General features: G+C 35.0%; 20 protein-coding genes. 9 read left to right on the top strand and 11 right to left on the bottom strand.

The features are described 5' to 3' along the window. Positions 1-48 precede the first annotated feature (48 nt). Together K6119_RS03080 and K6119_RS03085 are read right to left on the bottom strand one after the other, a co-directional pair. Complete coding sequence (locus K6119_RS03080) at positions 49-3,162, bottom strand: T9SS type B sorting domain-containing protein (protein ID WP_221833791.1); 3,114 nt, start codon at positions 3,160-3,162, stop codon at positions 49-51. Between the two features lie 10 nt (positions 3,163-3,172). Next, positions 3,173-3,484, bottom strand: a complete 312-nt coding sequence (locus K6119_RS03085) for a hypothetical protein (RefSeq protein ID WP_221833789.1) — start codon at positions 3,482-3,484, stop codon at positions 3,173-3,175. A 218-nt stretch (positions 3,485-3,702) separates the two neighbouring features. On the opposite strand from K6119_RS03085, the gene K6119_RS03090 reads away from it, so the two are divergent. From K6119_RS03090 to K6119_RS03120, 7 genes are read left to right on the top strand one after another with little or no spacing between them, the layout of a single operon-like run. Beyond that, the gene (locus K6119_RS03090; RefSeq protein ID WP_221833787.1) at positions 3,703-4,545 is read left to right on the top strand and encodes a transketolase; all 843 of its coding nucleotides are present in this window, start codon (positions 3,703-3,705) and stop codon (positions 4,543-4,545) included. Continuing rightward, positions 4,535-5,914 (top strand): vWA domain-containing protein, encoded by a 1,380-nt coding sequence (locus K6119_RS03095; protein ID WP_255714813.1) that lies wholly within the window; start codon positions 4,535-4,537, stop codon positions 5,912-5,914. Before K6119_RS03090 ends, K6119_RS03095 begins: the two co-directional genes overlap by 11 nt. Before the next feature lie 12 nt (positions 5,915-5,926). After that, positions 5,927-6,883, top strand: a complete 957-nt coding sequence (locus K6119_RS03100; RefSeq protein ID WP_221833785.1) for a transketolase family protein — start codon at positions 5,927-5,929, stop codon at positions 6,881-6,883. Between the two features lie 16 nt (positions 6,884-6,899). Beyond that, complete coding sequence (locus K6119_RS03105) at positions 6,900-7,460, top strand: RNA polymerase sigma factor (RefSeq protein WP_237828082.1); 561 nt, start codon at positions 6,900-6,902, stop codon at positions 7,458-7,460. Further along, the gene (locus K6119_RS03110; RefSeq protein WP_221833784.1) at positions 7,435-8,037 is read left to right on the top strand and encodes a hypothetical protein; all 603 of its coding nucleotides are present in this window, start codon (positions 7,435-7,437) and stop codon (positions 8,035-8,037) included. Before K6119_RS03105 ends, K6119_RS03110 begins: the two co-directional genes overlap by 26 nt. Positions 8,038-8,039: 2 nt before the next feature. Continuing rightward, the gene (locus K6119_RS03115) at positions 8,040-8,510 is read left to right on the top strand and encodes a hypothetical protein (RefSeq protein ID WP_221833783.1); all 471 of its coding nucleotides are present in this window, start codon (positions 8,040-8,042) and stop codon (positions 8,508-8,510) included. Next, positions 8,485-9,681 (top strand): aspartate aminotransferase family protein, encoded by a 1,197-nt coding sequence (locus K6119_RS03120; protein ID WP_221833782.1) that lies wholly within the window; start codon positions 8,485-8,487, stop codon positions 9,679-9,681. Before K6119_RS03115 ends, K6119_RS03120 begins: the two co-directional genes overlap by 26 nt. Positions 9,682-9,736: 55 nt before the next feature. Here the strand turns inward: K6119_RS03120 and K6119_RS03125 are convergent, their stop codons facing one another. The 3 genes from K6119_RS03125 to K6119_RS03135 all read right to left on the bottom strand — a co-directional run bounded on the left by K6119_RS03125 (position 9,737) and on the right by K6119_RS03135 (position 15,272). Continuing rightward, the gene (locus tag K6119_RS03125) at positions 9,737-13,006 is read right to left on the bottom strand and encodes a tail fiber domain-containing protein (RefSeq protein ID WP_221833781.1); all 3,270 of its coding nucleotides are present in this window, start codon (positions 13,004-13,006) and stop codon (positions 9,737-9,739) included. Between the two features lie 13 nt (positions 13,007-13,019). Continuing rightward, positions 13,020-14,009, bottom strand: coding sequence for a T9SS type B sorting domain-containing protein (locus K6119_RS03130; protein ID WP_221833780.1), 990 nt, complete (start codon positions 14,007-14,009; stop codon positions 13,020-13,022). 249 nt (positions 14,010-14,258) lie between these two features. After that, a complete protein-coding gene (locus K6119_RS03135) occupies positions 14,259-15,272 on the bottom strand; it encodes a T9SS type B sorting domain-containing protein (protein ID WP_221833779.1) in 1,014 nt (337 codons plus the stop codon). A 279-nt stretch (positions 15,273-15,551) separates the two neighbouring features. Here K6119_RS03135 and K6119_RS03140 point away from each other — a divergent pair, with 279 nt between their 5' ends. Then, complete coding sequence (locus tag K6119_RS03140) at positions 15,552-16,010, top strand: hypothetical protein (protein WP_221833778.1); 459 nt, start codon at positions 15,552-15,554, stop codon at positions 16,008-16,010. 24 nt (positions 16,011-16,034) lie between these two features. Here the strand turns inward: K6119_RS03140 and K6119_RS03145 are convergent, their stop codons facing one another. Genes K6119_RS03145 through K6119_RS03165 form a run of 5 tightly spaced genes read right to left on the bottom strand, consistent with a single transcriptional unit; the run spans position 16,035 to position 22,839 of the window. Further along, entirely contained in the window at positions 16,035-18,320 is a 2,286-nt protein-coding gene (locus K6119_RS03145; RefSeq protein ID WP_221833777.1) for a M1 family metallopeptidase, read from the bottom strand. A 5-nt stretch (positions 18,321-18,325) separates the two neighbouring features. Further along, positions 18,326-18,820, bottom strand: a complete 495-nt coding sequence (locus K6119_RS03150; RefSeq protein WP_221833776.1) for a DUF6702 family protein — start codon at positions 18,818-18,820, stop codon at positions 18,326-18,328. Beyond that, complete coding sequence (locus K6119_RS03155; protein WP_221833775.1) at positions 18,817-20,763, bottom strand: DUF1573 domain-containing protein; 1,947 nt, start codon at positions 20,761-20,763, stop codon at positions 18,817-18,819. Before K6119_RS03155 ends, K6119_RS03150 begins: the two co-directional genes overlap by 4 nt. Next, positions 20,760-22,364, bottom strand: coding sequence for a DUF819 family protein (locus tag K6119_RS03160; RefSeq protein WP_336246104.1), 1,605 nt, complete (start codon positions 22,362-22,364; stop codon positions 20,760-20,762). Before K6119_RS03160 ends, K6119_RS03155 begins: the two co-directional genes overlap by 4 nt. A 10-nt stretch (positions 22,365-22,374) precedes the next feature. After that, positions 22,375-22,839, bottom strand: a complete 465-nt coding sequence (locus tag K6119_RS03165) for a hypothetical protein (protein WP_221833774.1) — start codon at positions 22,837-22,839, stop codon at positions 22,375-22,377. Positions 22,840-22,946: 107 nt separating this feature from the next. Here K6119_RS03165 and K6119_RS03170 point away from each other — a divergent pair, with 107 nt between their 5' ends. After that, positions 22,947-24,008, top strand: a complete 1,062-nt coding sequence (locus K6119_RS03170; protein ID WP_221833771.1) for a VOC family protein — start codon at positions 22,947-22,949, stop codon at positions 24,006-24,008. Between the two features lie 421 nt (positions 24,009-24,429). Here the strand turns inward: K6119_RS03170 and K6119_RS03175 are convergent, their stop codons facing one another. Continuing rightward, positions 24,430-25,563: an FAD-dependent monooxygenase gene (locus K6119_RS03175; protein WP_221833769.1), complete on the bottom strand. Its 1,134-nt coding sequence runs from the start codon at positions 25,561-25,563 to the stop codon at positions 24,430-24,432. Between the last annotated feature and the right edge of the window lie 40 nt (positions 25,564-25,603).

Raw genomic sequence — 25,603 nt, forward strand, 5'->3', positions numbered from 1 at the left:
AAAAAAAGGGGTTGAAAATTCAACCCCTTTTTAAATTATATAAACTAATTATTGTCGTATCAGTGTGACAGTTCCCTGTCCGGCTCCTGTTGTACCATTAGTGTAGACTATTTCATAAGTGTAGAAATAAACTCCCTCAGTACACGGTTTTCCGTTTTTATTGTCTCCATTCCAAGCATCTGTAATGCTATTGAACTCGAACATTGTTTTACCCCATCTATCAACTATCACAGCACTGAATTCATCAACACCTTGAGAGTTTAAAAAGAATGTAAATACATCATTGTCACCATCACCACCTGGAGTAAATACGTTTGGAGGTAAAATATCAGGTTGTTCGTGAACTATAATATCCACACATGAAGTATCAGTACATCCATTTTTATTGATAGCTACTAAACAAACTTCAAATACATTTTCACCTGTATAAATTGTATCCATTACTTCAAAGTAATCATGTGTGATGTACCAAGGCACATTGTTATGATTTAAATTCCAGAAGAATGTTGTATCAGAGTTTGGATTGTTAGGATTTGCAAAATACAAAGACTGATTTTCAAACTGTACCTCAACTGGAGCAGTTCCTTCCAAGTTTCCATCCAATTGAGATGAAATTACAGTGAAATCTGCAATTGGATTTACTGAGTCTAATTGAATAGTTTGGTATAACGTACATCCAACATCATCTGTAACTACAATTGAATATTGACCAGGATTCAATCCTCCCCATGTTGTATTAGAAGAAGTTTGACCCGTACCCAAATTTGTCCACAAGTATGTGTAATCTGCTACACCTCCGGTTGCAGAAACATAAACAACACCATTACCAGATTGATAATTAAAAAGTCTACAATAAGCAGGCTCTGAACCAAATTCTGCCAAAGTAATAGGTGGGTTTTGAGTTAAAGTAAATTCATACTCATTGTTACAACCATTATCATCTAGCAAAGTAATAACATATGTTCCTGCTGGTAAATTACCTGCAGTATTAAAGTTATTAGGTGGATTTGGCACTTGACCTTGCATATTCCAGTTATACGTTACGTTACCAAAGTTTCCTGCAACACTATCCACAATAATTCCTCCAGTAGAGTCACCATAACAAAGAACATCTTTGATTGTAAAATAACCATGTAATGAATCTGGTTGCCCCATGATTACTTCAATTGAATCCATACAACCGTTATCATCCGTTACATAAGCCCAATATGTTCCAGCAGGAATTGTATTAGCAACATCACCTGTTAAAGAAGTATTATGAGACCATGAGAATGAAAGCGGTTGAGTTCCACCACTCACTCCTACATCAATTGATCCATCTGAGAAACCGTAACATACCGGTTCATTTGAATTTTCAACAAAGATATCTAACTCTTGAGGAGCTGTAATTTCAATTGGAATACAAACTTCACATCCTAAATCATCAGTTACACAAACTGTCCATACACCTGGTAACATTCCACTTTCAGTAGTATGTGATGCGGCAGTATTTCCTGATACCTGACCATTAGGGTCTGTCCATTCAATTGAAGTAATTGTACTTGAACCAGCAGGAACAGCTGTAGCTGAAATTGAAGCAGCTCCATCACCATCTCCGTAACAGAATTCACCTTGAACAGATTGAATTTGAACATTGATGAAGTGACCTGCAGAAGGGATTGTTACAGTTGAATCTGAAATACAACCGTCTTGATCTGAAACAACAATTGGAACAATGGTTCCGGCAACATCTACATAGTTACCAGTTGTTCCTACAATTGGAGGATCACTTGCCATAACAATCGTATAAGGCGCTCCTTGACCTGATGTTCCATTTACAGTTACATCAACTTGTCCAGTTCCTGAAACCGGACAGTCCGGTGCAGGCGTTAAAGTAATGTTAGTAATTACCGGAGCACTAAACACTCCTGATGCTGTTGCTAAACATCCTTCTGTATCTGTTAATTGGATAGACCAGTTATCGTTGTTACCTAGATTTGCTACTGTTGCAGTTCCTCCATTTGTAACACTTGTAGAAGCAAGATTTCCTGCTCCAAGATTCACTACTGTGTAGTTTCCTGCACCTCCTGTAATATCGATATCTATTCCGTTTATTAAGCTAGGAGGGTTACAGTTAACAGATGAAGTAGTTGTGATGGCACATGCATAAGTTACCTCTATGGCATCACCTAATAAATAACAACCATTGTTGTTTTTATCCCAATCTAATCCTCCATTATCATTGACACCATTGGCAGCATTATTATTTCCACCAATTCCGTCATCTCCGGCAACCGGAACAAAATAATAAGTTCCGCAACCAAAGTTTTGTATAATAGGAGAAGCAGCATCATTAACATCTGATAAGTCTTCCATTGGAATGATAAAATTCAAGAAGTTAGGATCTGCACTTGGATCTCCAGAAGTTGGAACTCCATCATACACTAACCACATCAATTGAGCAGAGTAAATTCCATCACCCACTGGTTGCGCAATTGTATCATTTGGTAAAATGTAATCACCATTAGATGTAATCAAAAAAGCATCACCTTCACATAAATACAATGGTGAAGTTGCCAACACCAAAGGAGGCGCTCCAACTGGATCTTCTTGAATAACAAAAGTTCCGGGATCAGACACACATGGGTCAGGTTGTACAATACTACAATCTGTAGCTCCGGTACCACCTACTTGAGTTAAAGTTAAATCCTGTACAGAGTTAGCGTAATTTGTAATTAGCATTACATATACTTCACCAACAACGGCATTTGGTATATCAGGAAACTCATTATTTGTGGAAGAATAACTACAATCAATTACACTTTGACCAGCTCCACCATTTCCTAAATTTCCACATTGTCCTTGTGCAGTTGCTAAATCCGTAAATGGTCCCCAAATGATAAAGTCAATATCCTGAGGTGCCCAAAGATTCATATTAATTGCACCTGATTGTGAAATTTCCAAGTAATACCAAGTTGGATTAGGTGAATAACCTAAACATCCATAATTATTACCGGGTTGAGTTGTTAACACGTTTCCACCACCTGCGTTAGCAGTAAAGTTTAGTCCGGCATCTGTACAAATTGGCTCCATATCTACGCAGGCAACATTTCCCTGGGCTATTGAGCTTACAGAAGCACCAACCAATAAAGTCGAAAACAAAAATTTCTTTAAATTATTCATGGATGAGGTCTTATTTAGTTTTTTTCAATTCTTCAATTCTAGCCTTCAGTTCTTTTCTAGTCTTCTCAGCATTTTCAAACCAACCATTTTCCTGTGCAATCTTCAATTCTTCAGGATTTGATTTGATAGCCGCCTCTTTTTGATCTAAAGCTTCTAAATGTTGTTCACATTTAATAATTTCTTCTTGAGGTGTCAACTCATTATTTGTTGAATGAGAAGAAGGATATAACTTAATTCTCTCTGGTTTGTTCGGAGTTTCTTGAGCTACAGCTCCTAAAGATGCTCCCAAAACCACAAAAACTGATAAAAATAATTTCTTCATAATATTTTAATAGATGATGGAATTGTCAAAAGTGAGACGCACCCATTAAAATTAAAGTTGCACGTACTCCTTACAAAAATGTGATTTTTTTTTCAGTTTTAGCGGATACCGTTAATATAAATCCTAGTTGTGTATAACTTTGGTGGTAAATTATTACAGCTTTTGCTGGCCCTGTTTTCAAATAAATTTAATTTTGGCGTTTAAATCAACAGCTAATTATGGCAGTAGCAACAACAACTGAAATCAGTTCTCAAATCAGAAGAGACATTATTAGAATGGTAACTGCAGTACAATCAGGTCATCCCGGAGGTTCTTTGGGTTGTGCCGATTTTTTTTCAGTACTATTTTTTGAAGTATTAAATATAAATCCTGACAATTTCACAATGGATGGAATTGGTGAAGATTTATTCTTTTTGTCAAATGGACACATTTCACCTGTATTATATAGCACACTGGCGCATAGAGGATATTTTGACAAAGCTGAATTAGGAACTTTCAGAAAATTGAACAGCCGTTTACAAGGTCATCCTTCTCCAGACAAAGGTTTACCGGGAGTTAGAATTGCAACCGGATCTTTAGGTCAAGGTCTTTCAGTTGGAATTGGTGCTGCTTTAGCCAAAAAATTAAATGGTGATGATAAGCTTGTGTTTACATTACACGGTGATGGTGAATTACAAGAAGGCCAAATTTGGGAAGCTGCTATGTATGCTGCAGGAAACAAAGTTGATAATCTAATTGCTACGGTTGATTACAACCATAAACAAATTGATGGTGATATAGATGATGTATTACCAATGGGAGATTTGGCACAAAAATGGCAAGCATTTGGCTGGGAAGTTCTCAAAATGGATGGACATGACCACAATGCGATATTAGATACTTTAAATAAAGCTAAATCTATGTGCGGTAACGGAAAACCAATTGTAATCATTATGGAAACCGTAATGGGACAAGGGGTTGACTTTATGATGCACACACATAAATGGCATGGTTCTCCTCCTTCTGAAGAACAAGCAGAAAATGCACTTTCTCAGTTAGAGGAAACTTTAGGTGATTATTAAATTGAGTAGATTTTTATTCATATTAATTTTATTGTTGGGCTTTCAGTTCAACAGCCACTCTCAGCAACAGCTGACTAGAATTCTATTCATTTTTGACGCTTCCAATTCAATGAACGGTAAATGGGAAGGATCAACTAAAATAGAATTAGCCAGGGTCATTTTAGCAGAAGCACTTGATGATTTAGAAGGTACGCCTAATCTTGAACTAGCCCTAAGAGTTTATGGACACCAATCCCCTATTACTCCTACTTTTCAAGATTGTGATGACACCAAACTAGAAGTAGAATTTGGCACAAATAACTATGCAGCCATCAAGGGTTTTGTCAATACTGTTGAACCAAAAGGAACAACACCTATTGCCAGATCTTTAGAGGCTTCTGCAGGAGATTTTCCTGATAAAAATGCACGTAACGTAATTATTCTTATTACTGATGGATTAGAGGCATGTGATCAGTTCCCCTGTGAAGTTGCTAGAAAACTTAAAGAAAAAGAAATCAATGTTACCCCTTTTGTTGTTGGATTAGGAATTGATTTAAAATACTTAAATGAGTTTGATTGTATTGGTAGATTTTATGAAGCATCAACAGTAGAATCGTTTAGAAAAGTGATGAAATCTGTAATCAATGACGCTTTGAATAATACAACAGCTCAAATAAATCTAAATGATATCAATAAAAAACCTACAGAGACCAACACCACTGTTTTTCTTTACAAGGCCGGTACAAAAGAATTGAAATACACGTTCATGCATACCATGAACTATAAAAAGAATCCTGATACGATTGTAGTGATTGACCCTGACATGAAATATGATATGGTAGTAAATACGCTACCTCAAGTTGTAGTTAAAAATTTGGAATTAAAAAGAGGAATCCACAACGTTCTTCCTGCTGATTGTCCACAAGGAATTTTAAAAGTTAGAATTAAAGGGGCATCTAAAAAGTTTAACGTTGATGTACGAGTAATGCAAAAAGGTCAACCTGTCACCTTAAATGTTCAGGACCTAGATCAGGAGCAAAAATATTTAGTAGGTGAATATGACATAGAGATTTTAACCTTGCCTCGCATTTATAGAAACAATGTTAAAATTAACCAAAGCCTATTCACATATATTGACATAGAAGGTTCTGGTATTTTTGAATACAAATCATACAAACCTATTGTAGGACAAATATTTTTAGAAAAGGATGGAACTGATGTGGCAGAATGGGTGTGTGATATTGATCCTAAAAAAATGCAAGGAAAATTTTATTTACAGCCTGGTAGTTATAGAATAGTATATCGACCTGAAGAAGCCGTATCTACGGATTATACATCAATTAAAAAGTTTACAATTCGCGCCGGAGCAAATACCGTCGTTACCCTATAAGTCTAATTTATTATGAGAAAAACCTTTGAAATCCAGGATTATAAAGATACTCGCTCAGGATTTGGAGCAGGATTACAAGAACTAGGAAAAACAAACCCAAATGTGGTTGCACTTTGTGCAGATTTAACAGGTTCTCTTAAAATGGATGCTTTCCAAAATGACAACCCTGATAGATTTTTTCAAGTTGGAATTGCAGAAGCAAACATGATGGGAATTGCAGCTGGATTAACTATTGGAGGAAAAATTCCTTTTACAGGAACGTTTGCTAACTTCTCTACCGGTAGAGTTTATGATCAAATTAGACAATCTATAGCCTATTCAAATAAGAATGTGAAAATCTGTGCTTCGCATGCAGGTTTAACACTTGGTGAAGACGGAGCTACTCATCAAATTTTGGAAGATATAGGGTTGATGAAAATGCTTCCTAACCTTACCGTTATTTCACCTTGTGATTATAACGAAACTAAGGCTGCAACAATTGCAATTGCAGAACATGAAGGACCGGTATATTTAAGATTTGGTAGACCAAAGGTTCCAAATTTTACAGATCCGAATAAAAAATTCGAAATTGGAAAAGCTCAAATTTTGAATGAAGGAAAAGATGTAACTATCGTAGCTACTGGGCATATGGTATGGAAAGCCATTGAAGCTTGTAAGCAATTATTAGAAAAAGGAATCAATCCTGAAATAATAAATGTACATACGATTAAACCTTTTGACGAAAAGACAGTCTTAACTTCAGTGAACAAAACCAAATGTGTTGTTACAGCTGAAGAACACATGATGAACGGTGGTTTAGGTGACACAGTTGCACAAGCTTTGTCAAGAAATCATCCAAGTCCGTTAGAAATGGTAGCTGTTAATGATAAGTTTGGTGAAAGTGGAACAGGTGAAGAACTCCTCTCAAAATATCACATCAACACGCAAGATATCGTTGCCGCAGCAATGCGAGCAATCCAAAGAAAATAATGGACATTTGCGAGTAGTGGCTTCAGAAGAAGAAAAACCGCGAATGGTGGATCAAGAACTGCTCGAAGCATTCAAAACAAACCCTCAGGCAGGGTTTCAGCTTATTGTTAAAAAATACCAGGAGCGTATTTACTGGCAGATAAGACGTTTGACAAAAAATCATCAGGATACTGAAGATGTAATGCAAAATGTATTTATCAAGGTTTGGAACGGACTAGAAAATTTTAGAGCAGATTCCAATTTATATACATGGATGTACAGAATCGCTTTTAATGAAACCCACACCTTCTTAACTAAGAATCAGAAAAGAACCACTGTAGATATTGACCCTCCATTATTTGAGAATAAAGTAGTAACTGAGGGTGGAAAGGAATTATCAGGAGACGAAATAGAAGCAATTCTGAATAAAGCGCTTGATCAATTACCTGAAAAACAAAGACAAGTTTTTGAACTTAAATATTTTGACGAACTTAAATTCACTGAAATTTCTGAAATGCTAGGAACGAGTGTTGGAGCATTGAAAACATCTTACCATTTGGCATCAAAGAAAATTGAAGAGTACATCAAGAGAATTTAAACCTTTTGCATTATTTAAAGTCAAAGAAACAATGGAAGACAATAAAGACATATTAAACAATCTAAACAAAAGGCAGAAGCCTGATGTTCCTGAAGGTTTTTTCGATTCATTCTCGGATGACTTAATGGCTAAGATTGCTGATCAAGAATCAGGTCTTAACGACTTCAAAAAAACTGCTAAACCAGACATTCCAGAAGGGTTCTTTGAGAATTTCACTGTGAATGTTGAATCTAAAGCATCAACAGTTGAAGACAGTCCTACCAAAGTAATCACACTTAAAATATTTGGATTTGTCTCAGCTGTGGCTGCTTGTTTACTGGTAATGTTTTACATCTTACCAAATAACAATGAAGAAGGAACATTGGCAGAAGACCAAACAACAGAAATTGATTCTACTATCGTTTTAACGAATGATGATTTCCTGGCTTTTGTTGAAGAAGATGACATTGTTAATTACTTGCTGGACAACGAAGAAATCTCGCTTGAAAAAACAACTACCTCTTCAGAATACAATGAGGATGATGTTTACTACTTGCTGGATGAAGATATTGAAGAATTATACTTAGAAGAATTATAAAGATGAAGAAGTTATTTACATTATTGTTAGTGTTTACAATCACATCTGTTTTTGCACAACCTCCGGGAAAAGAAGAGCGAAAAGAAAAAATTAAAGCGCAGAAAATTGCATTTATTTCAACTGAATTGGATTTGACTCCAAGTGAAGCAGAAAAGTTTTGGCCAGTTTACAATGAAATGGATGCTGAGATGGAAAAATTAGAAAAAGAGAAGCGTCAGCATTTGAAAAAGATGAGAACTTTTGATGAATTGACAGAAGACGAAGCTTATGAAATGACGCAGAAGATCTTTGAAATTGAATCAAAACAAAACGATTTGCGCATTAAATATTTGGCTAAATTCGCTGAAGTAATCGGCAAAAAGAAAGCAGCCAAAGTATATATGGCAGAAGAACGCTTTAAAAGAGAATTGCTGGATAGAATCAGACAACATCAAGAGAATAAACAGCATGGACCACCACCAGGCGGCAGATAAATTTCTTAATTCATTGGGGCAAACAAGTCCCTTTCCTTTTCTTATTGAAGTAGACCGAGCAGAAGGCATCTATTTTTGGGATAAATCCGGAAAGCGATATACCGACATGATTTCTGGAGTAGCTGTAAACAACATTGGCCACAGACATCCTAAAGTCATCAAAGCTATAAAAGATCAGGTTGATCAATATTTGCATGTAATGGTTTATGGTGAATTCATTCAAGATTCACAGCTTAAAATGGCCGAGGAGCTCATTGCTACTTTACCTGAAAATTTGAATAGTGTTTATGCAGTAAATTCAGGAACAGAAGCAAATGAAGCGGCATTAAAGTTAGCCAAGCGATATACAGGAAGACATGAATTAATTGCTTGCAAAGGCTCATATCACGGAAATACACATGGCTCAATGAGCGTTTCTTATAATGAAACGAAGAAAGCACCGTTTAGGCCATTACTTCCCGCAGTGAAATTCATTGAATTTGGAGAAGTAAAAGATCTTGAACTCATTACAGGCCAAACAGCCGGTGTAATCATGGAAACCATTCAAGGAGATGCCGGCGTTAGAATTCCGTCAAAAGAATACATGCAGGCTTTACGCAACAGATGCAATGAAACTGGTGCTTTGTTGATTTTTGATGAGATACAATGCGGGATTGGAAGAAGTGGAAAAATGCACGCCTTTGAACATTTTGGTATTGTTCCGGATATACTGACATTGGGAAAAGCTTTAGGTGGAGGAATGCCAATAGGTGCTTTTGTTGCCAATAGAGATGTAATGAAAGTTTTAAGTGACAATCCTATTTTGGGACATATCACCACTTTTGGAGGTCATCCTGTAATATGCGCAGCTGCAGGTGCCTGTTTAGAGGTTCTAAGAGAAGAGAATTGGATAGCAGATGCAGATAGAAAAGGTCAGATGCTAGAAGATATTTTGTTGCAATCTCCTGAAGTAAAAACAGTTCGCCGAATCGGAATGTTATTTGCGATTGATTTGGCTTCTGCAGACAGAGTTCAACAAGTAGTTGAAAGTTGCTTAGAAAAGGGATTATTGACATTTTGGTTCTTGTCACACCCATATAGTTTCAGGCTCTCTCCTCCTCTATCTATTAGTGATGAACAAATTCAAGAGGCGGGTAATATTATATTAGAGGCTTTGCAAGAAACGAAGTAAAACAAAAAAAGAGGCCAACGAATTGACCTCTCTTTTCTGAAATTATTGAGACGAATTAGTATCCCATTTTTTCCATTTTCTTAGTCGCTACGATATTTCCATCTGCTACTAAAGTGTAAGTATAAATTCCTCTACTCAAATCTGAACCGTAAACATTTAAGCTACCTAATCCTCTTTCTGTAATTTCAACTGACTCAATTAATTGTCCAGCGGCATTATAAAAGTGAATTTGTGCTTTTTGCACAGTTTCAGGAATTGAGAAATTAATCACAGTTCTCTCCGCAAACGGATTTGGAACGTTTTGCTCCAATACGATACTTTGATTATCACTCAATTCAACATCAATTAATGATCTGATTTGTTCTTGAGCTTTGGTATCATTTTGCTCAACCATGCTATTGTTAATTTGACAAAGCAATGGTAAAATATTACTCAAGCAATTCTCAAGGTTTGTCAATCTATCATTTAAATCATTGATTAGAGAGTCTTGAACATTTATTACAGAATCTTGTTCTTCAATGATTGATTGCTGTTCTTTAACTCCTCCAATTAAAATAGGAATAAAAGATTCATAATCCAATCCTTTATAAGTATAGGCAGGTACAATTACATTCCCTAAAGTATCATATTCTGCTGGGCTTGTAACTTCAGTAACAAGAGCGGGTAATATTTGCTCAACTTCTTGTGCTATCAACCCATATTGATGCCCCGTTTCTACTACCATTCCTGGAAAGTTAGCGTTAGTGTAATTAAAAGTTTTTGGATCTAACTGGTTAATCACAATTAAAGAACTATCGTAATCAACGATATTCGTTTTTAAATTTTGATCAGATGGATAAACTATACCAACAACAGAAATCGGTGCGCCCTGAAAAAATCCAGAAAAATTATTTGGACCAACAGGAGCTGAAGCCTGAATCCCATAATTTGTATTACTACCTCCAGCAGAGAAAGTTCCTCCTGTAGATTGGAATGAACCTGCAGCTCCACTCGCTCCGAAATAACCTCCAACATTTACAAAACTACCTTCAATAGCTGCGACCCTTACCCCAGTATTATTCGCACTAGGAACTCCCGAAGCTCCAGCATTAATAACTGCTCCTGTATTGGCATTTCCAACTTCAGTTTCAATTAACAATCCTAAATTGAAAGGTTGGTTATTTTCAGATCGAGCATAAATAGCAGGTAAGAATGAACCTTGGGCAACTCCAGTAATATCAGAGTTTCTAACAATACTTGTAATACCCGCTTGATAGTCATTTGGCCAGTTTCCAATGTCTGTAATACCGTCGTTCATCACATAAAGTCCTACGTGCTCTGACTTATTATCTATGCTTAGTTTACCCGGGAAATTCTCTCCACAATCGTACCCAATTCCTATTTGATTTCCAGTGAACTGTGTCAATGAATCTGCGCCATCTTCAAAATACAAATCAAAATCGTTCAATGTAATATGAGAATCTTCTGTCATATTAGAAGCTCCTGAAACATCTGAACAAGGTGTAATTCCTGAAGCACTTGCAGAATCAACAAAACAAGACATATCAATAAAAAGACTATCTCCATTTTGAACAAATACAAGTTCAGTAGAATCACAGTTTACAAAGGCCGTATCAATTACTGCAGTAGGCAAACTATCAATATGAACTTTTCTAATGTCAATGTCATTAGGATTATTCTGATCCAGAATTCTTGCCATTAGTACGTAATCTGTAGCTTCATCAGGAACATACTCTAAACGTGCGTTACCTTTTACATGAAGCTTGTGCGTTACCGGCTGATTTGTTGTAGCAAAATCTCCAACACCAAATTTCCCAAAGTTTGCACTATTAGGGTCATTGTTTACATCCTGCGTTGGTTCAAAACGACCAATTTCAAGACCGTTTGCTGATTGAGAAACAGGATCTCCCTGTCCTGGAGGCAATGCTGTTGTTGTAGAAGTAAAAATGAATCTCAAATGATCCGGTCCGTTAGCACCAGCTGGTTGATTATCTCCCCAACTAACTACAGCATCAAATTGATCAGGTCCTTCATTTTTTAACCCCATGTAAAAGTTGTCTGTTCCATTGCTTCCAAACATTCCAATATCCATCCAAGGTCTCCAACCGTCAGTTGTCAATCCAAACGCACCACCTGTGTTGTATCCAATATGTAATAAACTCATTGGTCTGGTAACCGGATTGTTAGGATTTTGACTAATACTCATTCTTGTGAAATTGGCATTGATATTAGCCGGATTATGCGTACCATATTGATTAAAAGCCAACTCAGTAGGTGCTCCATAATTAGTTATCCTGACTCTTTCTCTTGTATTGAGAGCAGATGCACTGTTAGTTGAAGCGTTTGTTGACAATAATAGATGTTTGTTTTCTTGTTGATAAATCAAAGCATTACCATTTCTTTGAACATTGTTTTCTCCAAGAATTCCTACTCTTAAACCGTCATTCGTTCCCTCTCCAGTTCCTGAATTTATAGCTACATTTCTATTGGTGTATTGCGTAAACACGTCTCGATAATTACTCAAACTCAAATGCTGCAATGATTGCGGACGCACATATACATTTGGATCTCCATTTCCCTGCGTACCAAAAGTATTACCCAAACCAAATAAACCATCTCCTGTAAATCTGGCTATATGCAATCCATCTAAATCAGCAGGTGTTAATAAATTGGTTGCAGAAATAGCTGTAGCAATGTTTCCATCTGTTGAAGGTCCACCGGCAGTGAATCTAAACACCATGTCATCCGGTCCGGGAAAAGGTTGTGTTGCATTATCTGACCAAGAAATCACCGTTTCTGTTAAATCAGTCCCTGTACCAACTTTCCTTATACCTACATAGGACAAATCATTATTATCTGTATAAGTTATCCCTGTTTTCATCCAAGGACGATAACCTCCTTGTTGAACAAAAGTTCCGTCTCTTCCATTTAAATGAAGTAAGGAATATGCGCCTAATGGTGTCCCCCCTGGTTCCAAAAATCCACTTGAAAACCCGGTCATATGTCCAAGCAACATATAACCAGTCCTGTTAATACCACTAGCAATTCCATATCCTGCTACATTATAAAAAGTTCCAGGTAGTTGATTTGCATTCAGTTTAACTCTGAAATTTGATGCACCTCCTGCACCACAAATTGTATAAATTGGACTGTCCCATTGATTACCGAATATATTTCCAGCTCCAAATGGACCTGTTCCAGAATTTCCTCCAAGTCTCCAAAATTGACCATTACCATTTGCTCCTCCTGTATTTGGTCCTTGCGAGTAAGAACTTGTAGCAAAGAATGCTACAAAACCTATTAAATAGTATTTAAATTTAATCATGATTAAGTAAAATTTACCTAATCAATTGAATACTCCCTTCTTGCTGATAATTTCCTCTATATGCCATGTAGAAATAAACCCCATCCGGCACATCTTCTTCTTTATAATTCTTTCCGTGCCAATGAAAATTACTTTGAGAATCCATAATTAAAATGGTTGTTCCCCAACGATTTAATATTATTACTTTATCAAATTGCGAAAAATCTATATACTCATTTGTTTGATCATTATTAGGGGTAAAAACATTAGGCACTGTTAAATAATCAATTTCACAGTTATTAACGTCCTCAATAAAAGTCATCTGAATACTATCAATGTAAAAAAATGTATAATCGTATTGGGGTAGAATAACACTTTCTTGGATATAAACAGTATCCTCTAATGTTAACTTAAAGTCACCAATTGTTAGAAATTGATAAGTATCGGAAACTGTAAAATTTGTATCAATCTTGTACCAATTTAATGTATCTGCGCCCATATTCAATTTAAAGTTTATTACTTCATCTACTAACGGTTTTTCGGTGCAATTTGATCCTTGATCACAGTAGTAAGATGAATCTTTGGAAAACGCTACACTGATATTTTGAGTATTAAAGGTTGACCAATTTGCCACTGAAATATAAAATGATATCGAATATTTTTTACAAGGTTCTAATGGTTTAGTTAATTTGGTTTGAATGTATTCAGATTCTGAATAATTTCCATTAGATTTTTGCCAAGAATGACCAGCAAAATGAACATAACCATTGCCTTCATATGGTATTTGATATCCTCCAAAATTTTGTGGTACACTAACCAATGCAGGATTAAACGAACATGAATTCATAAAATCTGGTGTCATATAAGCACCCCACCATCCCACGCATTTTTCAAATTCACCTTGATACAAATTATTTTCTTGAGGGCAAGAGGTATAGTCCTCAAAACTTCCATTTACCACAAGATTATCTTGAGAATAAGAATTCAAGCATATAAATGATATGAGTAACAAAAAGGTTTTCAATTAATTAGGAATTAATATAATTCTATCTCAACCTTGTTTTTTATCGAAGAAGGCTGGCAAAAACGTACGTTTATATTTAAAACGAATTTTAGGTAAAATAGTTGGATTTGATCATAGAATACTTCATAAGTTTTTAGGTTGTGATCGCAATCTAACTATTTAATTACCAGAAGTCAATACGCATATATACGCATTTTTAATTTCGGGTTTTACGGTGTTGACGTCGAGAAATGAATGCAGAAAAGAAATTTACCTAATCAATTGAATTGTCCCTTTTTGTTTTAAACCTGCCTTCTCCGCAACATAATAGTAAACTCCAGCAGGTAGATCTTCTTCTCTAAAATTTTTGCCATGCCACTGAAAATTACTTTGGGTGTCCATTATTAAAACAGTTGTACCCCAACGATTTATTATGGTCACTTTGTCAAACTGTGAAAAATCAATGAAATCATTTATACCATTCATATCTGGTGTAAAGACATTAGGTAAAAACCCATGTACCTGAACATCACAATTATCTAACTCATCTATTTTAACCAGAGAAATACTATCCAAATACAAAAACATTGAATGATAATTTGGATAATTTATGGATTCTTGAAAAGAAACGGTATCACTTATACTAAGAGAAAAATCACCTATTGTCAATATATTAGAATGAAAATTCGGTTGAAAAAGTAATTCACAAAAATACCAAGATACAGTGTCAAATCCCATATTAGAAATGGATATTTGCCAATACTCTAATACTTCAGGTTTATACGCACAAGAATTTGCACCTCCATCACCTAGACAATAAAAAGAGGAATCAGAAGAAATTCCAAATTCAACATATCCCTTGTTAGAAGTTGAAGTTTCTGCTAGAGAGATGTAAAAAGAAATTTTATATATCGAACAAGGATTTAATGATTCTTTTAGCCTTGTTTGAATATATTCTGCACCGTCAAATTCTCCGGTATTTTTATTCCAACTATGCATGTCTAAGCTTAAATATGCGTCCCCTTCAAAAGGTACTTGATTGCCCCATAAATTTGCAGGTACACCAACAGGGTTCCATACTCCAGTATCACATGAATTCACATAATCTGGAGTACTAAAATAAGAAGGACTCCACCATCCAATGCACTTTTCAAATTCCCCATTCCATACGTTGTTTTCAACAGGACAAGAAGTTTTCTCCTCAAAACTACCATTTACCACAAGATTATCTTGAGAATAAGAATTCAAGCATATATATGATATGAGTAACAAAAAGTTTTTCAATTAATTAGGAATTAATATAATGCTAACTCAACCTTGTTTTTTATAGAAGAAGGCTGGCAAAACGTAAGTTTATATGAAAAACGAATTTTTGGTAAAATAGTTGGACTTGATCATAGAATACTTCATAAGTTTTTAGGTTGTGTTCGCAATCTAACTAATTAATTGCCAGAAGTCAATATGTATACATATGTGATTTTGATTTCGGTTTATACAGTTTTGAGTATTCAAACACATTTCCAACCCTCTCCCAAATTATCTATCTAAATAGTAAACACTCAAATGAAAAAATTACTATTTGGATTATTCTTCCTTTTTGCATTCTCAGCTACATCTCAAAAAGAAGTAAAAATCACTATTGGAGGTGAAAAAGTAAAATTCTATGGTGATGAACTAGTGCAGGATTCTACTGGTAGAACCACCTATTATGCCCTGGTAAATGGATATTTAGATTATTATGAAATCATCCAAGTAGACGGAGAAGTAATTCAATATGAACATGTTTATTGCCCTGCAAAGCAAATAGAATTAGGGGATGTTTTATACAAGGATATTTTAGACTCTAAAGCGATTTTGGTACTCAAAACAAAAGATGGCGAACCTGAAGTTATGGTAGATACCTGGAAAATGTCAAATGGTGAAATTGTAAAAATGGAATACTCAGATACTACAATGAAACTGTGGATTCCTGATGAGAAAAAAGGAAAAGAGGTAGAAAAAGCCATTAAAAAAGCTTCTTAACTACCTCCTTGTATTTTTTATTTCCTAGTATCTTCTGTACCCTCGCTTATTCTCGAAAATATCAAACTTACTAGGGATATTTTTTCTTGGCCAAAAGTTATCGTTCACATCACAGTCAGCCGTTTCTAAGAATGGATCAAGTTCTACCATGTCCACTTTTTTCTCGAACATGAAAACCTTTGAAATCTCCTTGTCATTCTTTCTCCAAATTTCAGCCGGAATTCTTACCACTTCCTGCGTTTTATCTTCAAAAGTAAATCGTAAAATAATAGGCATTACCAATCCTCCCTTGTTTTCAAAATCCAACTGATAAAAATTATAACCTTTATCTAACAATGCTTTATCTGCATCTGATAAAGAAGCCATGAAATCTTCATATGATTCAACATCTTCCTTAGTTACTTCATATGGATCTTGTGTATTGTATTTGTCATCCAACTCAGGGAATTTTTCATTGGTAGTTTCTTTGATATCTGATTTATTTCTTATTTGAGAGATATTCTTATTCTCCATTTGATCTACCTCTTTCTTAAACTCCTTCTCAATTTCAGGATTTCGTGTGTTAATTTGATACCACTGCACACCACTTAAAGCTATATCTACATTATCATTTGTATAAAACCATCCTCTCCAAAACCAATCCAAATCAACTCCTGAAGCATCTTCCATTGTTCTAAAGAAATCCGCAGGTGTAGGATGCTTAAACATCCATCTTTGCGCATATGTTTTGAAAGCAAAGTCAAACAATTCTCTTCCTAAAATAGTTTCTCTTAAAATATTCAATGCAGTAGCCGGTTTTCCGTAAGCGTTGTTTCCAAATTGGTAAATAGATTCAGAGTTTGTCATAATAGGAGAAATGTTGCTTTTGTCTCCTTTCATATAATCTACTATCAAATGAGCCGGTCCTCTACTCGACGGATAATCTCTTTGCCATTCTTGCTCTGTTAAATACTGTAAGAACGTATTCAAACCTTCATCCATCCATGTCCATTGACGCTCATCAGAGTTAATAATCATTGGGAAATAATTGTGTCCAACCTCATGGATAATTACAGAGTGCATTCCATATTTAGTTCTTTCAGAATAAGTTCCATCTGCATTTGGTCTTCCTCCATTAAAACAAATCATTGGATACTCCATCCCTATATAGTTGGCATGTACTGAAATTGCAACAGGATAAGGATAATCGAAAGTGTGTTTGCTGTACGTTTTTAAAGTCTGTGCCACAACTCTTGTTGAGTATTTATCCCAAAGTGGATTTCCTTCTTTTGGATAATAAGACATGGCCATTACTGTTTTAGTTTTTTGTACTACTCTCTGTGCATCCCACATAAATTTTCTTGATGAAGCAAATGCAAAATCCCTTACATTTTCTGCCTTAAAGCTCCATGTTTTGGTTGATTTTGATTTTGATTTCTCTGCTTTTCTTGCTTCTTCTTCAGTAACGATAAAAACAGGTTCGTCAGATTCTTTCGCTTTAGCCCATCTTTCTCTTTGTTCAGCAGTTAATACCTTACTGGCATTTTGTAATTCACCGGTAGCAGCTACAATGTGATCGGCAGGAACAGTAATTTCAACTTCATAGTTTCCGAAAGGCAATGTGAATTCACCTGCTCCTAAAAACTGCTTGTTTTGCCATCCTTCAACATCATTGTAAACACACATTCTTGGGTAAAACTGTGCAATTGTGTATAGATAATTATCTTCTTCTTTAAAATACTCGTATCCAGATCTTCCACCAATTTTCATTCTGTCATTGATGTTGTACCACCACTCAACTTTAAATGAGAACTTTTCACCTTTTGACATAGGTTTTGGTAAGTCAATTCTCATCATTGTTCCTACAACGTGATGTTCAATGGCTTTACCTGAAGCATCAGTAACTTTTGTTAGATTAAAGCCACCTTCAAATTCCATTTGGTTTAATCTTCTGTTTAAAGCCCAGGCAGATGATAAATCTTCGATTGTTTCTGTACTCGTTAATTCTCTGTCCGATCCTTTTTTACGCACATTTTGATCTAACTGCAACCAGATATAAGACAGAACATCAGGCGAGTTATTTGTATAGGTAACAGTTTCTGAACCTGTAACTTTTTGATTGGCATCATCCAACTCAATTTTCATTACATAATCAGCTTGTTGCTGATAGTAATTAGGTCCTGGTGCTCCAGATGCCGTTCTGTAGACGTTTGGAGTTGCCAACTCTTCTTTGAGTTGTTTGAATTTATTGTTGTTGTAATTTGGTTGTCCAAAAGAATTACTACCAGCTAAAATGATTCCGGCAAGTAATACGCTAATTTGTAGTTTCATGGTCATTAAAAAGTTATAGTGTCTTCACTATGAGCAGGGACTAAAGTTACACTTTTAGTAGCATTCTTGTACTTGTAGTGAACAATATTTTGTTGTTGGTCAGAAATGCTGAAGAGCAGCTTATTTACAATTTTAATGGTAGCAGGATTTGCTACATCTGTAAAGTAAAAATAGAAAAAGAGATCATCTCTATTGGTTACTTCAAATCCCAAGTAGATCATTTCTAATTTCTTATCTGCAGAATACAATTGAAAATTCACTTTTAAGTACTGCTCAATGTAATGAGTAACATCTGATGAATCTTTTACTTCTTCTAAAGTGATTGTTCGTTGAAATTTTCTCTTTAAAATCAATTCAAAATCATGAGCCGTCATTTGAGTAGTCACATTTATTCTGTTGCCAATAGAATCATATTCCATATCTGCGATAGAAATAAAGAATTTGTGTGACCATCCTGAAAAGGATGAAAGCAGAATAATGATTAATAAGACATTTCTCATTGTGTTAAATACTTTTCCGGTATAATTTTGACGTAATGAAACTTACGATATTTCACTACAGGAATTGTACCATCATAGTCAGGCCCCTGTTTTAAATATCGTTCTTCAGTGAAAATTATGCGATTTGGATCTATTAATTTTTTGCGCATAAAATCTCTTAAACGGTTTTGACTCTCCAGTGAACGCTCATAAGCAAGGAAGATATTGGTCTTTTTTCTGTCAATCTGAATCTTTGATATTGATGATTCAATAATAAGATGGATAAAGCCTTTTTGCTCAATTTCAGCAGCCACATAATTAGCAAACTTCTTAAACACAAATGTTGAAGTATCAATTCCATTGAAGAAATAGTCAAAGTTTACCATGTAAGGCTTACTTGAATAGGGATTTTCTTCACCTTTTTGATGCACAAGCGGTATAATATTTAGGTACTCGTATTGCGAATAATCTGCATGTCTTTTATTGAACCAATCATACTCCGGGCCGTGTACATAGGCTTCAACTTTAATATCTATGTCTCTACCCGTTTCTTTCTTAAATTTCTCTTGTAAAAATGCTTTATAAGCATTGCCATTATCTCTAGCCAAAGCTAACATATCAGTATAACCTTGTCTTGGGATATTTGATTTAGATGATTCAATCAACAACTTTATTGGTTTTCCGGATTTGTGATTTAGAATGATATTTTTCCAAAAATGTTTAAATGACTGAGATGTAGTATCAATATCCGTTGACAAGAGTGTTGACTGGTAATATGTAGGCAATAATGGTGGGATTATATTGTCCGATTTTACTTCATAGGTAAAAGATTGTTGACTTTCTTCATCAGATTTATCCCACATCACAAATTTGTATTTATCATTTGGATGTCTGATAATTGAATCAATAGAAATAGATACTTCATTTTTTGAAACACCTGATGATTTTTTTATTTCCTTAAACACCAATTTCTCTATCCCCTCCGAGAGTTTCTTTACCTCCTTACCTCCTGCTCTTTTAGGAATCATCACAACTCCTTTTAAGTCTAATCTTCCGTTTAAAAAAAGTTTACCTTCTAACTTATCAAAATCAATCTTGGCTATTACTTCTTTAGGTTCCGGCCTGCTATATCGCTCATAATTTAGCACCAAACTTTCATCTTCAACTACTTTATCATCTGTAATTTCAATTTTAGATGTTGTCAATAAGTCACTTCCAAAATTTGAAGAATACACCTTTATACTTGCTGTGGCCCAATCAGGTAAATCTCTTTCTACAAAAACAGGATAATCAAAAAACACAGTATTTGGGTCATATCCTCTCATAGTAAATTCTCGCATTATTTTCTGCTGAGTAAACTTTGTCAGATATTCTAATTGTTCAAGATTATCGTAATTATTCACCCCCACCTCTATTCCAATATTTGTGAATTGGAAAAAGTCAATTTCATAAGAAAGGTCATTTACAAATGATATAAAGAAGTTGAAATCCAAATAAGAGGTATCATAAGGCGTGATAGCGTAATAATTTATTGGTGCTACCAAATACTCTTTAAGTTCAGCATTTACTTCTTTCACCTGCGAGTGTTCTCCTACCACATTTCCGGTTATTTTCAATAACAATCTGTGTTGATCGTACACTCCCACTCTAGAAAGCACTTCAATACTTTTGGTAAACAAACCGGTTCTACCGCTGGGATCGTAACTAAACTTAAGTTCTGTTGTTTTCCCAGGATAAATTAGGGTATCTTGAGATAAAATGGCAGTACATCCACAAGACGTTTTTACATCATAAATTTGAATGGTATCGTCTTTATAAGGATTCTGTAAATCAAATACAGCAATAACCTTTCCTTTATTTTCGTAAATATCACCTAAATCCTTAGACGGTTCTTTGACCAGGATCTGCGCATTTGCGACCAGTCCGCTATAAATGAACCCTATAACGAACAGCCATTTTATCATAGCGTTAGTGATTGCATTAAGATAGTACACAATATCGCACCAAATGTTCCAACTGCATAACCTAAAACAGCTAGTAATACACCAACAGGTGCAAGTGAAGGACTAAATGCTCCTGCAACAACCGGAGCAGAAGCTGCTCCACCAACATTTGCCTGACTTCCAACTGCTAAATAGAAAAATGGTGCCTTGATAATTTTGGCTACAATGAACAAAACAATTCCATGAATCATAATCCAAATTAATCCAATTGAAATCAAGAATTTAAAAACTCCCCAATTGGCAATCAATTCGCCTATATCCATCTTCATTCCAATTGTAGCTACCAAAATATAAAGGAATACACTTCCTACTTTTGATGCCCCTACACCTTCTAAATCTCTGAACTTTGTAAATGACAATGCGATCCCAAATATGGTTGCAAAAACGATCAACCAAAAGAAGCCTGATCCAAAAGAAGCCATCAAATTAGCAGCATTGGGTGAAGTTTCTTTTAAAATATCTAACTGCTCAGATATCATTGGACCTAATACATCCGCCAAACTATGAGAAACAGCAACAAAAAAGAAAGTTATACCCAACATTGAAATCAAATCATTAAAGGTTGGAACTTTAGAAATTTTTGCCTGGAAGTCCTCCATTTTTTTCTTCAAACTCTCAATTGCGGAATCGTCAGCTTTAAAGAACTTGTTTAGTTTTTTGTTGTGTCCAGTTCCAAACAAAAGAACGGACATGAATAGATTAGCAACAAATACATCTACTACAATCATTGCAGAGAATAATTTATCACTGGCGCCATAAATTTCCTTCATTGCTGTTTGGTTAGCTCCTCCACCAATCCAGGAACCTGCAACTGTAGATAAACCTTTCCAAATCTCACCATCTAATACTTCAGGTGCCATTAATGAAACTAGATAAAGTGCAATTGGCCCTCCGATAATAATCCCAACAGTTGCTGTAAAGAACATGATTAGTGCCTTTGGTCCCAATTTTAAAATCCCTTTAAGGTCAATAGACAAGCACAATAAAATCAAACTGGCAGGTAATAAGTACCTTGAAGCAATAAAATATAAGCTAGACTCCTCACTTGAAATGACTCCTACGGAATTTAAAGCCGCAGGAATAAAATAGCATAGAAGTAATGCAGGAACTATTTTGTAGAACCCTTTAAATGACTGCATCTGTGTACTTTTAAAGATTAGAAAAAGTACTAACATTAGAATCCCAAATACAATGGCGTCATTAGTGAACCACGGGGGACTATTTTTTAGTTTAAAGGTTTTTGAAATTTCTTTTGTTTCCCCATCATCTTTGAATAAGGTTAAGGTATGATCACCTCTTTTTAAATCTGACAGTAAAATGGGTTGATTATTGGTGAATTCAAGTGTGTCATTGTCTAATACAATGTTATAATTTGAATCCACTTTAGTGAAGTATATCTTCAATTGTGGAGATTCACTGATGTAAAACATCTTATCCTTCAATTCACTGAATTCAATTACGGTTAATGTTGAATCCGGAATAGATGGATCTGCTTTTTCTGCCTTCATTGAAAATGAATAAGCAGCACTTAAAAAAGTAAATAGTAATGCTAAATGCTTCACAAAAATAGATTTAGTATGGTCCGACAATACATGCTAGATAAGCCAATGAAACTTCATCTCCCTTTACCGTTATTAGGCAGTCAGAGCTAAAATTTGAATCTCCCATGTAAATTTTATTGTCGTCATAAGTTAAAATGCAATCAGTAGAAAAGGTTGAGTTTCCTCTGTAAACCTTATTGTCTGAAATTGTATAAATAATATCATTAGAGAAAGATGAAGTTCCTCTATAAACTTTGTTATCCTTAATGGTAAATAAACAATCAAACGTCATTGTAGATTGACCATGGTAAACTTTGTTGTTATTTAAAGTAAAGACTACAATATTATTGAACACTCCATCACCCGAATAAACTTTATTGTCTTTGATGGTATAAGCTACATCCGTTTTAAAATTGGAATCACCCATATAAAGTTCGGTTTGACCAAACAAAAATGACGTGAATAAGAGTAGTACGGACAGTATTAGCGTCTTCATGCGATCAAAAATAGCAAAAATTGAACCACAATAAATTGTTAGTTTTTCACAATAGATGTTAGTTATACAAATGATTAAGCGATTATATTTGCATCAAAATTTAAATAATGGAAAAGATCATATCAGGTATTCAGCAAATGGGAATCGGGGTTCCGAACGTACAAGAAATTTGGAAATGGTACAGAGAAATGTTTGGAATGGATGTACGAATTTTTGAAGAAGCAGCTGAAGCGCCTTTAATGATTGATTATACAGGAGATACTGTTCAAAGTAGAACTGCAACATTAGCCTTGAGTATGGAAGGTGGTGGAGGATTTGAAATCTGGCAATACACCAGCAGACCTACTGAAAAAGCCGAATTTGATATCCAATTAGGAGATTTAGGTTTTTACGCTTGTAGAATGAAATCAAGAGATGTTGAAGCTTCATACAATTTTCACAAGTCAAAAGGAGTAAAAATAATAGGAGGATTGAACAAAAATCCAAACGGAGAATTCAACTATTTTTTAGAAGATCCAAATGGCAATTTATTCAATGTAGTTCCGGAAAAAGAATTTTTTAGAAACACAAAACATGCCTCAAAAATGGGAGGTGTAGCCGGTGTATTGATAGGAGTAAGTGATATTGATAAGTCATTGAAACTTTATAAAGATGTTTTAGGATATGATATCGTTGAATACGATATGGAAACTCAATTCGGATGTTTTAACGGTTTACCTTCAGGAGATCAAAAATTCAGAAGAGTATTGTTAGCTCACAAGGACGAGAGAATGGGGCCTTTTTCAAAATTATTAGGTCCTAGCAAAATAGAATTGGTTGAAGCAAAAGAAAGAACAGGAAGAAAAATATTTGACAACAGATATTGGGGAGATTGGGGATTCATTCATTTGTGTTTTGATGTTCAGGGAATGGAAGTTTTGAAAAAAGACTGTGAAGACAATGGTTTTCCTTTTACCGTGGACAGTGGCGACACATTTGATATGGGAGAAGCAGGAGGAAGATTTTCTTATGTAGAAGATCCTGATGGAGCATTGGTTGAATTTGTTGAAACTCATAAAGTGCCAATTATGAAGAAGTTTGGTTGGTACATCAACTTAAAAAAGAAAGATCCTAAAAAGAGACTTCCTAATTGGATGTTAAGAGCCATGGGAATGAACCGAGTGAAATAACTGCTCTTCGGATAAGTTTTACCACTTATCGGATTTTTTCTACCACTTATCGGATTTTATTAACAATTTACTAGCAAAGCTTTGCACCGGTAGATTAATTTTGTACTTTAGCTCCATCACATCAAATGGCTACTACTATCTGACGTGAATACATAACATTTATTGGAAAATTACTACGCCTCATTGAGGTGACAAGTATATAGCATTTGGCAGTCTATTTATACTTTTGGTAACTGGTTATTTCTTAATTGAAATTTTTATAGTATGCGACTGCCAGATAAGCGGGTATCCTCATAATATATACCTTCCCAAAGTACCCGCTTGGCTTGTTCTGGAAATTGTCACGCAAAGAACTTGCCCTGGCTGAAGAAGTCTTTATGATTCATGGGTTCATTAAGCTTCTTCAGCCTTTTTTTATTCCTTAAATTTCAAAATGGAAAACCTTATTTAATTGCTTTTGTTGGATTTTTGAGGGAATTAGTTTGATTGCCATATTTCTGAATGAAGCCAACAGTGGATTTCTACTTTGTGCCAACCGCCCTATTTTCCATGATTGATTGACAATAAAATGAGTTCGATCTATTCTTTTTCCTTCAAATAATTTAAAAGCCTCCAAGAAATTTCCTGTTTTACTCAAACATTCTGTCAACATGGCAGCATCTTCTATCGCCATACAGGCTCCTTGCCCCATATTTGGAGTAGTTGCATGAATAGCATCTCCTATAAAGCAAATTCCTTCTTTTGCATATTGATTACTTGGTTTCAAGTCTGAAATAGAATTCCATAGAATGGCAGTATCATCTGTAGTCGATATAAGCTCTTTTACTGGTTGATGATACCCTTTAAAATGTTCAGCAATTTGAGATGCAGTATAACTTGCAAATACTTCGTCATTTTCCTTGCAACTAACTACAGCAAACCAGTACACCCTGTCTTTACTTAAAGGAACAATACCAAATCGACCATTTTTTCCCCAGGTTTCAGAAGCAATATCTATCCCAGCATAATTAGTAATTCCTCTCCAACATGAATATCCGGCATATCTCATTTGTACATCAGGAAAAATTTGTTGCCTCAAATTTGACTGAATCCCTTCTGCTACAATTACATAATCACAACTATGTTGCAACCCATTTTCAAAAGTTATGATGTACTTATTGTTGCTCAAGTTAATTTCTTTCGATCTCTCCCCTAACACCAATTGTCCCTCTTTTAATTCATCCATTAAAACCTGATGTAAATCGGCACGGTGTATTGCCAAATAATTATAAGAAGAGTCTATTTTATTAATATCTGTAGCTTGAAGTAAATGACCGTTTTGCTTTTTAATTGACAAACCATTCATCATTTTCCCTGCGGCTTTCACTTTAGTTGACACTTCAATATATTCAAGTGCTTTTAAAGCATTTGGTGCCATTATTAAACCGGCCCCTACGTTCTTTAGTTCCTTAACTGATTCAAATACCTTAAAATCTACACCTAATTTATTTAATCCTATTGCAGTTGTTAATCCTGCTATTCCTCCTCCTAAAATGCAAACTGTTGAATGTGTCATGATATAGTTGTTTATGTGCATGACAAAGTTGAGACATTAC

The sequence above is a fragment of the Paracrocinitomix mangrovi genome, from assembly GCF_019740355.2.
GTDB lineage: Bacteria > Bacteroidota > Bacteroidia > Flavobacteriales_D > Crocinitomicaceae > Paracrocinitomix > Paracrocinitomix mangrovi.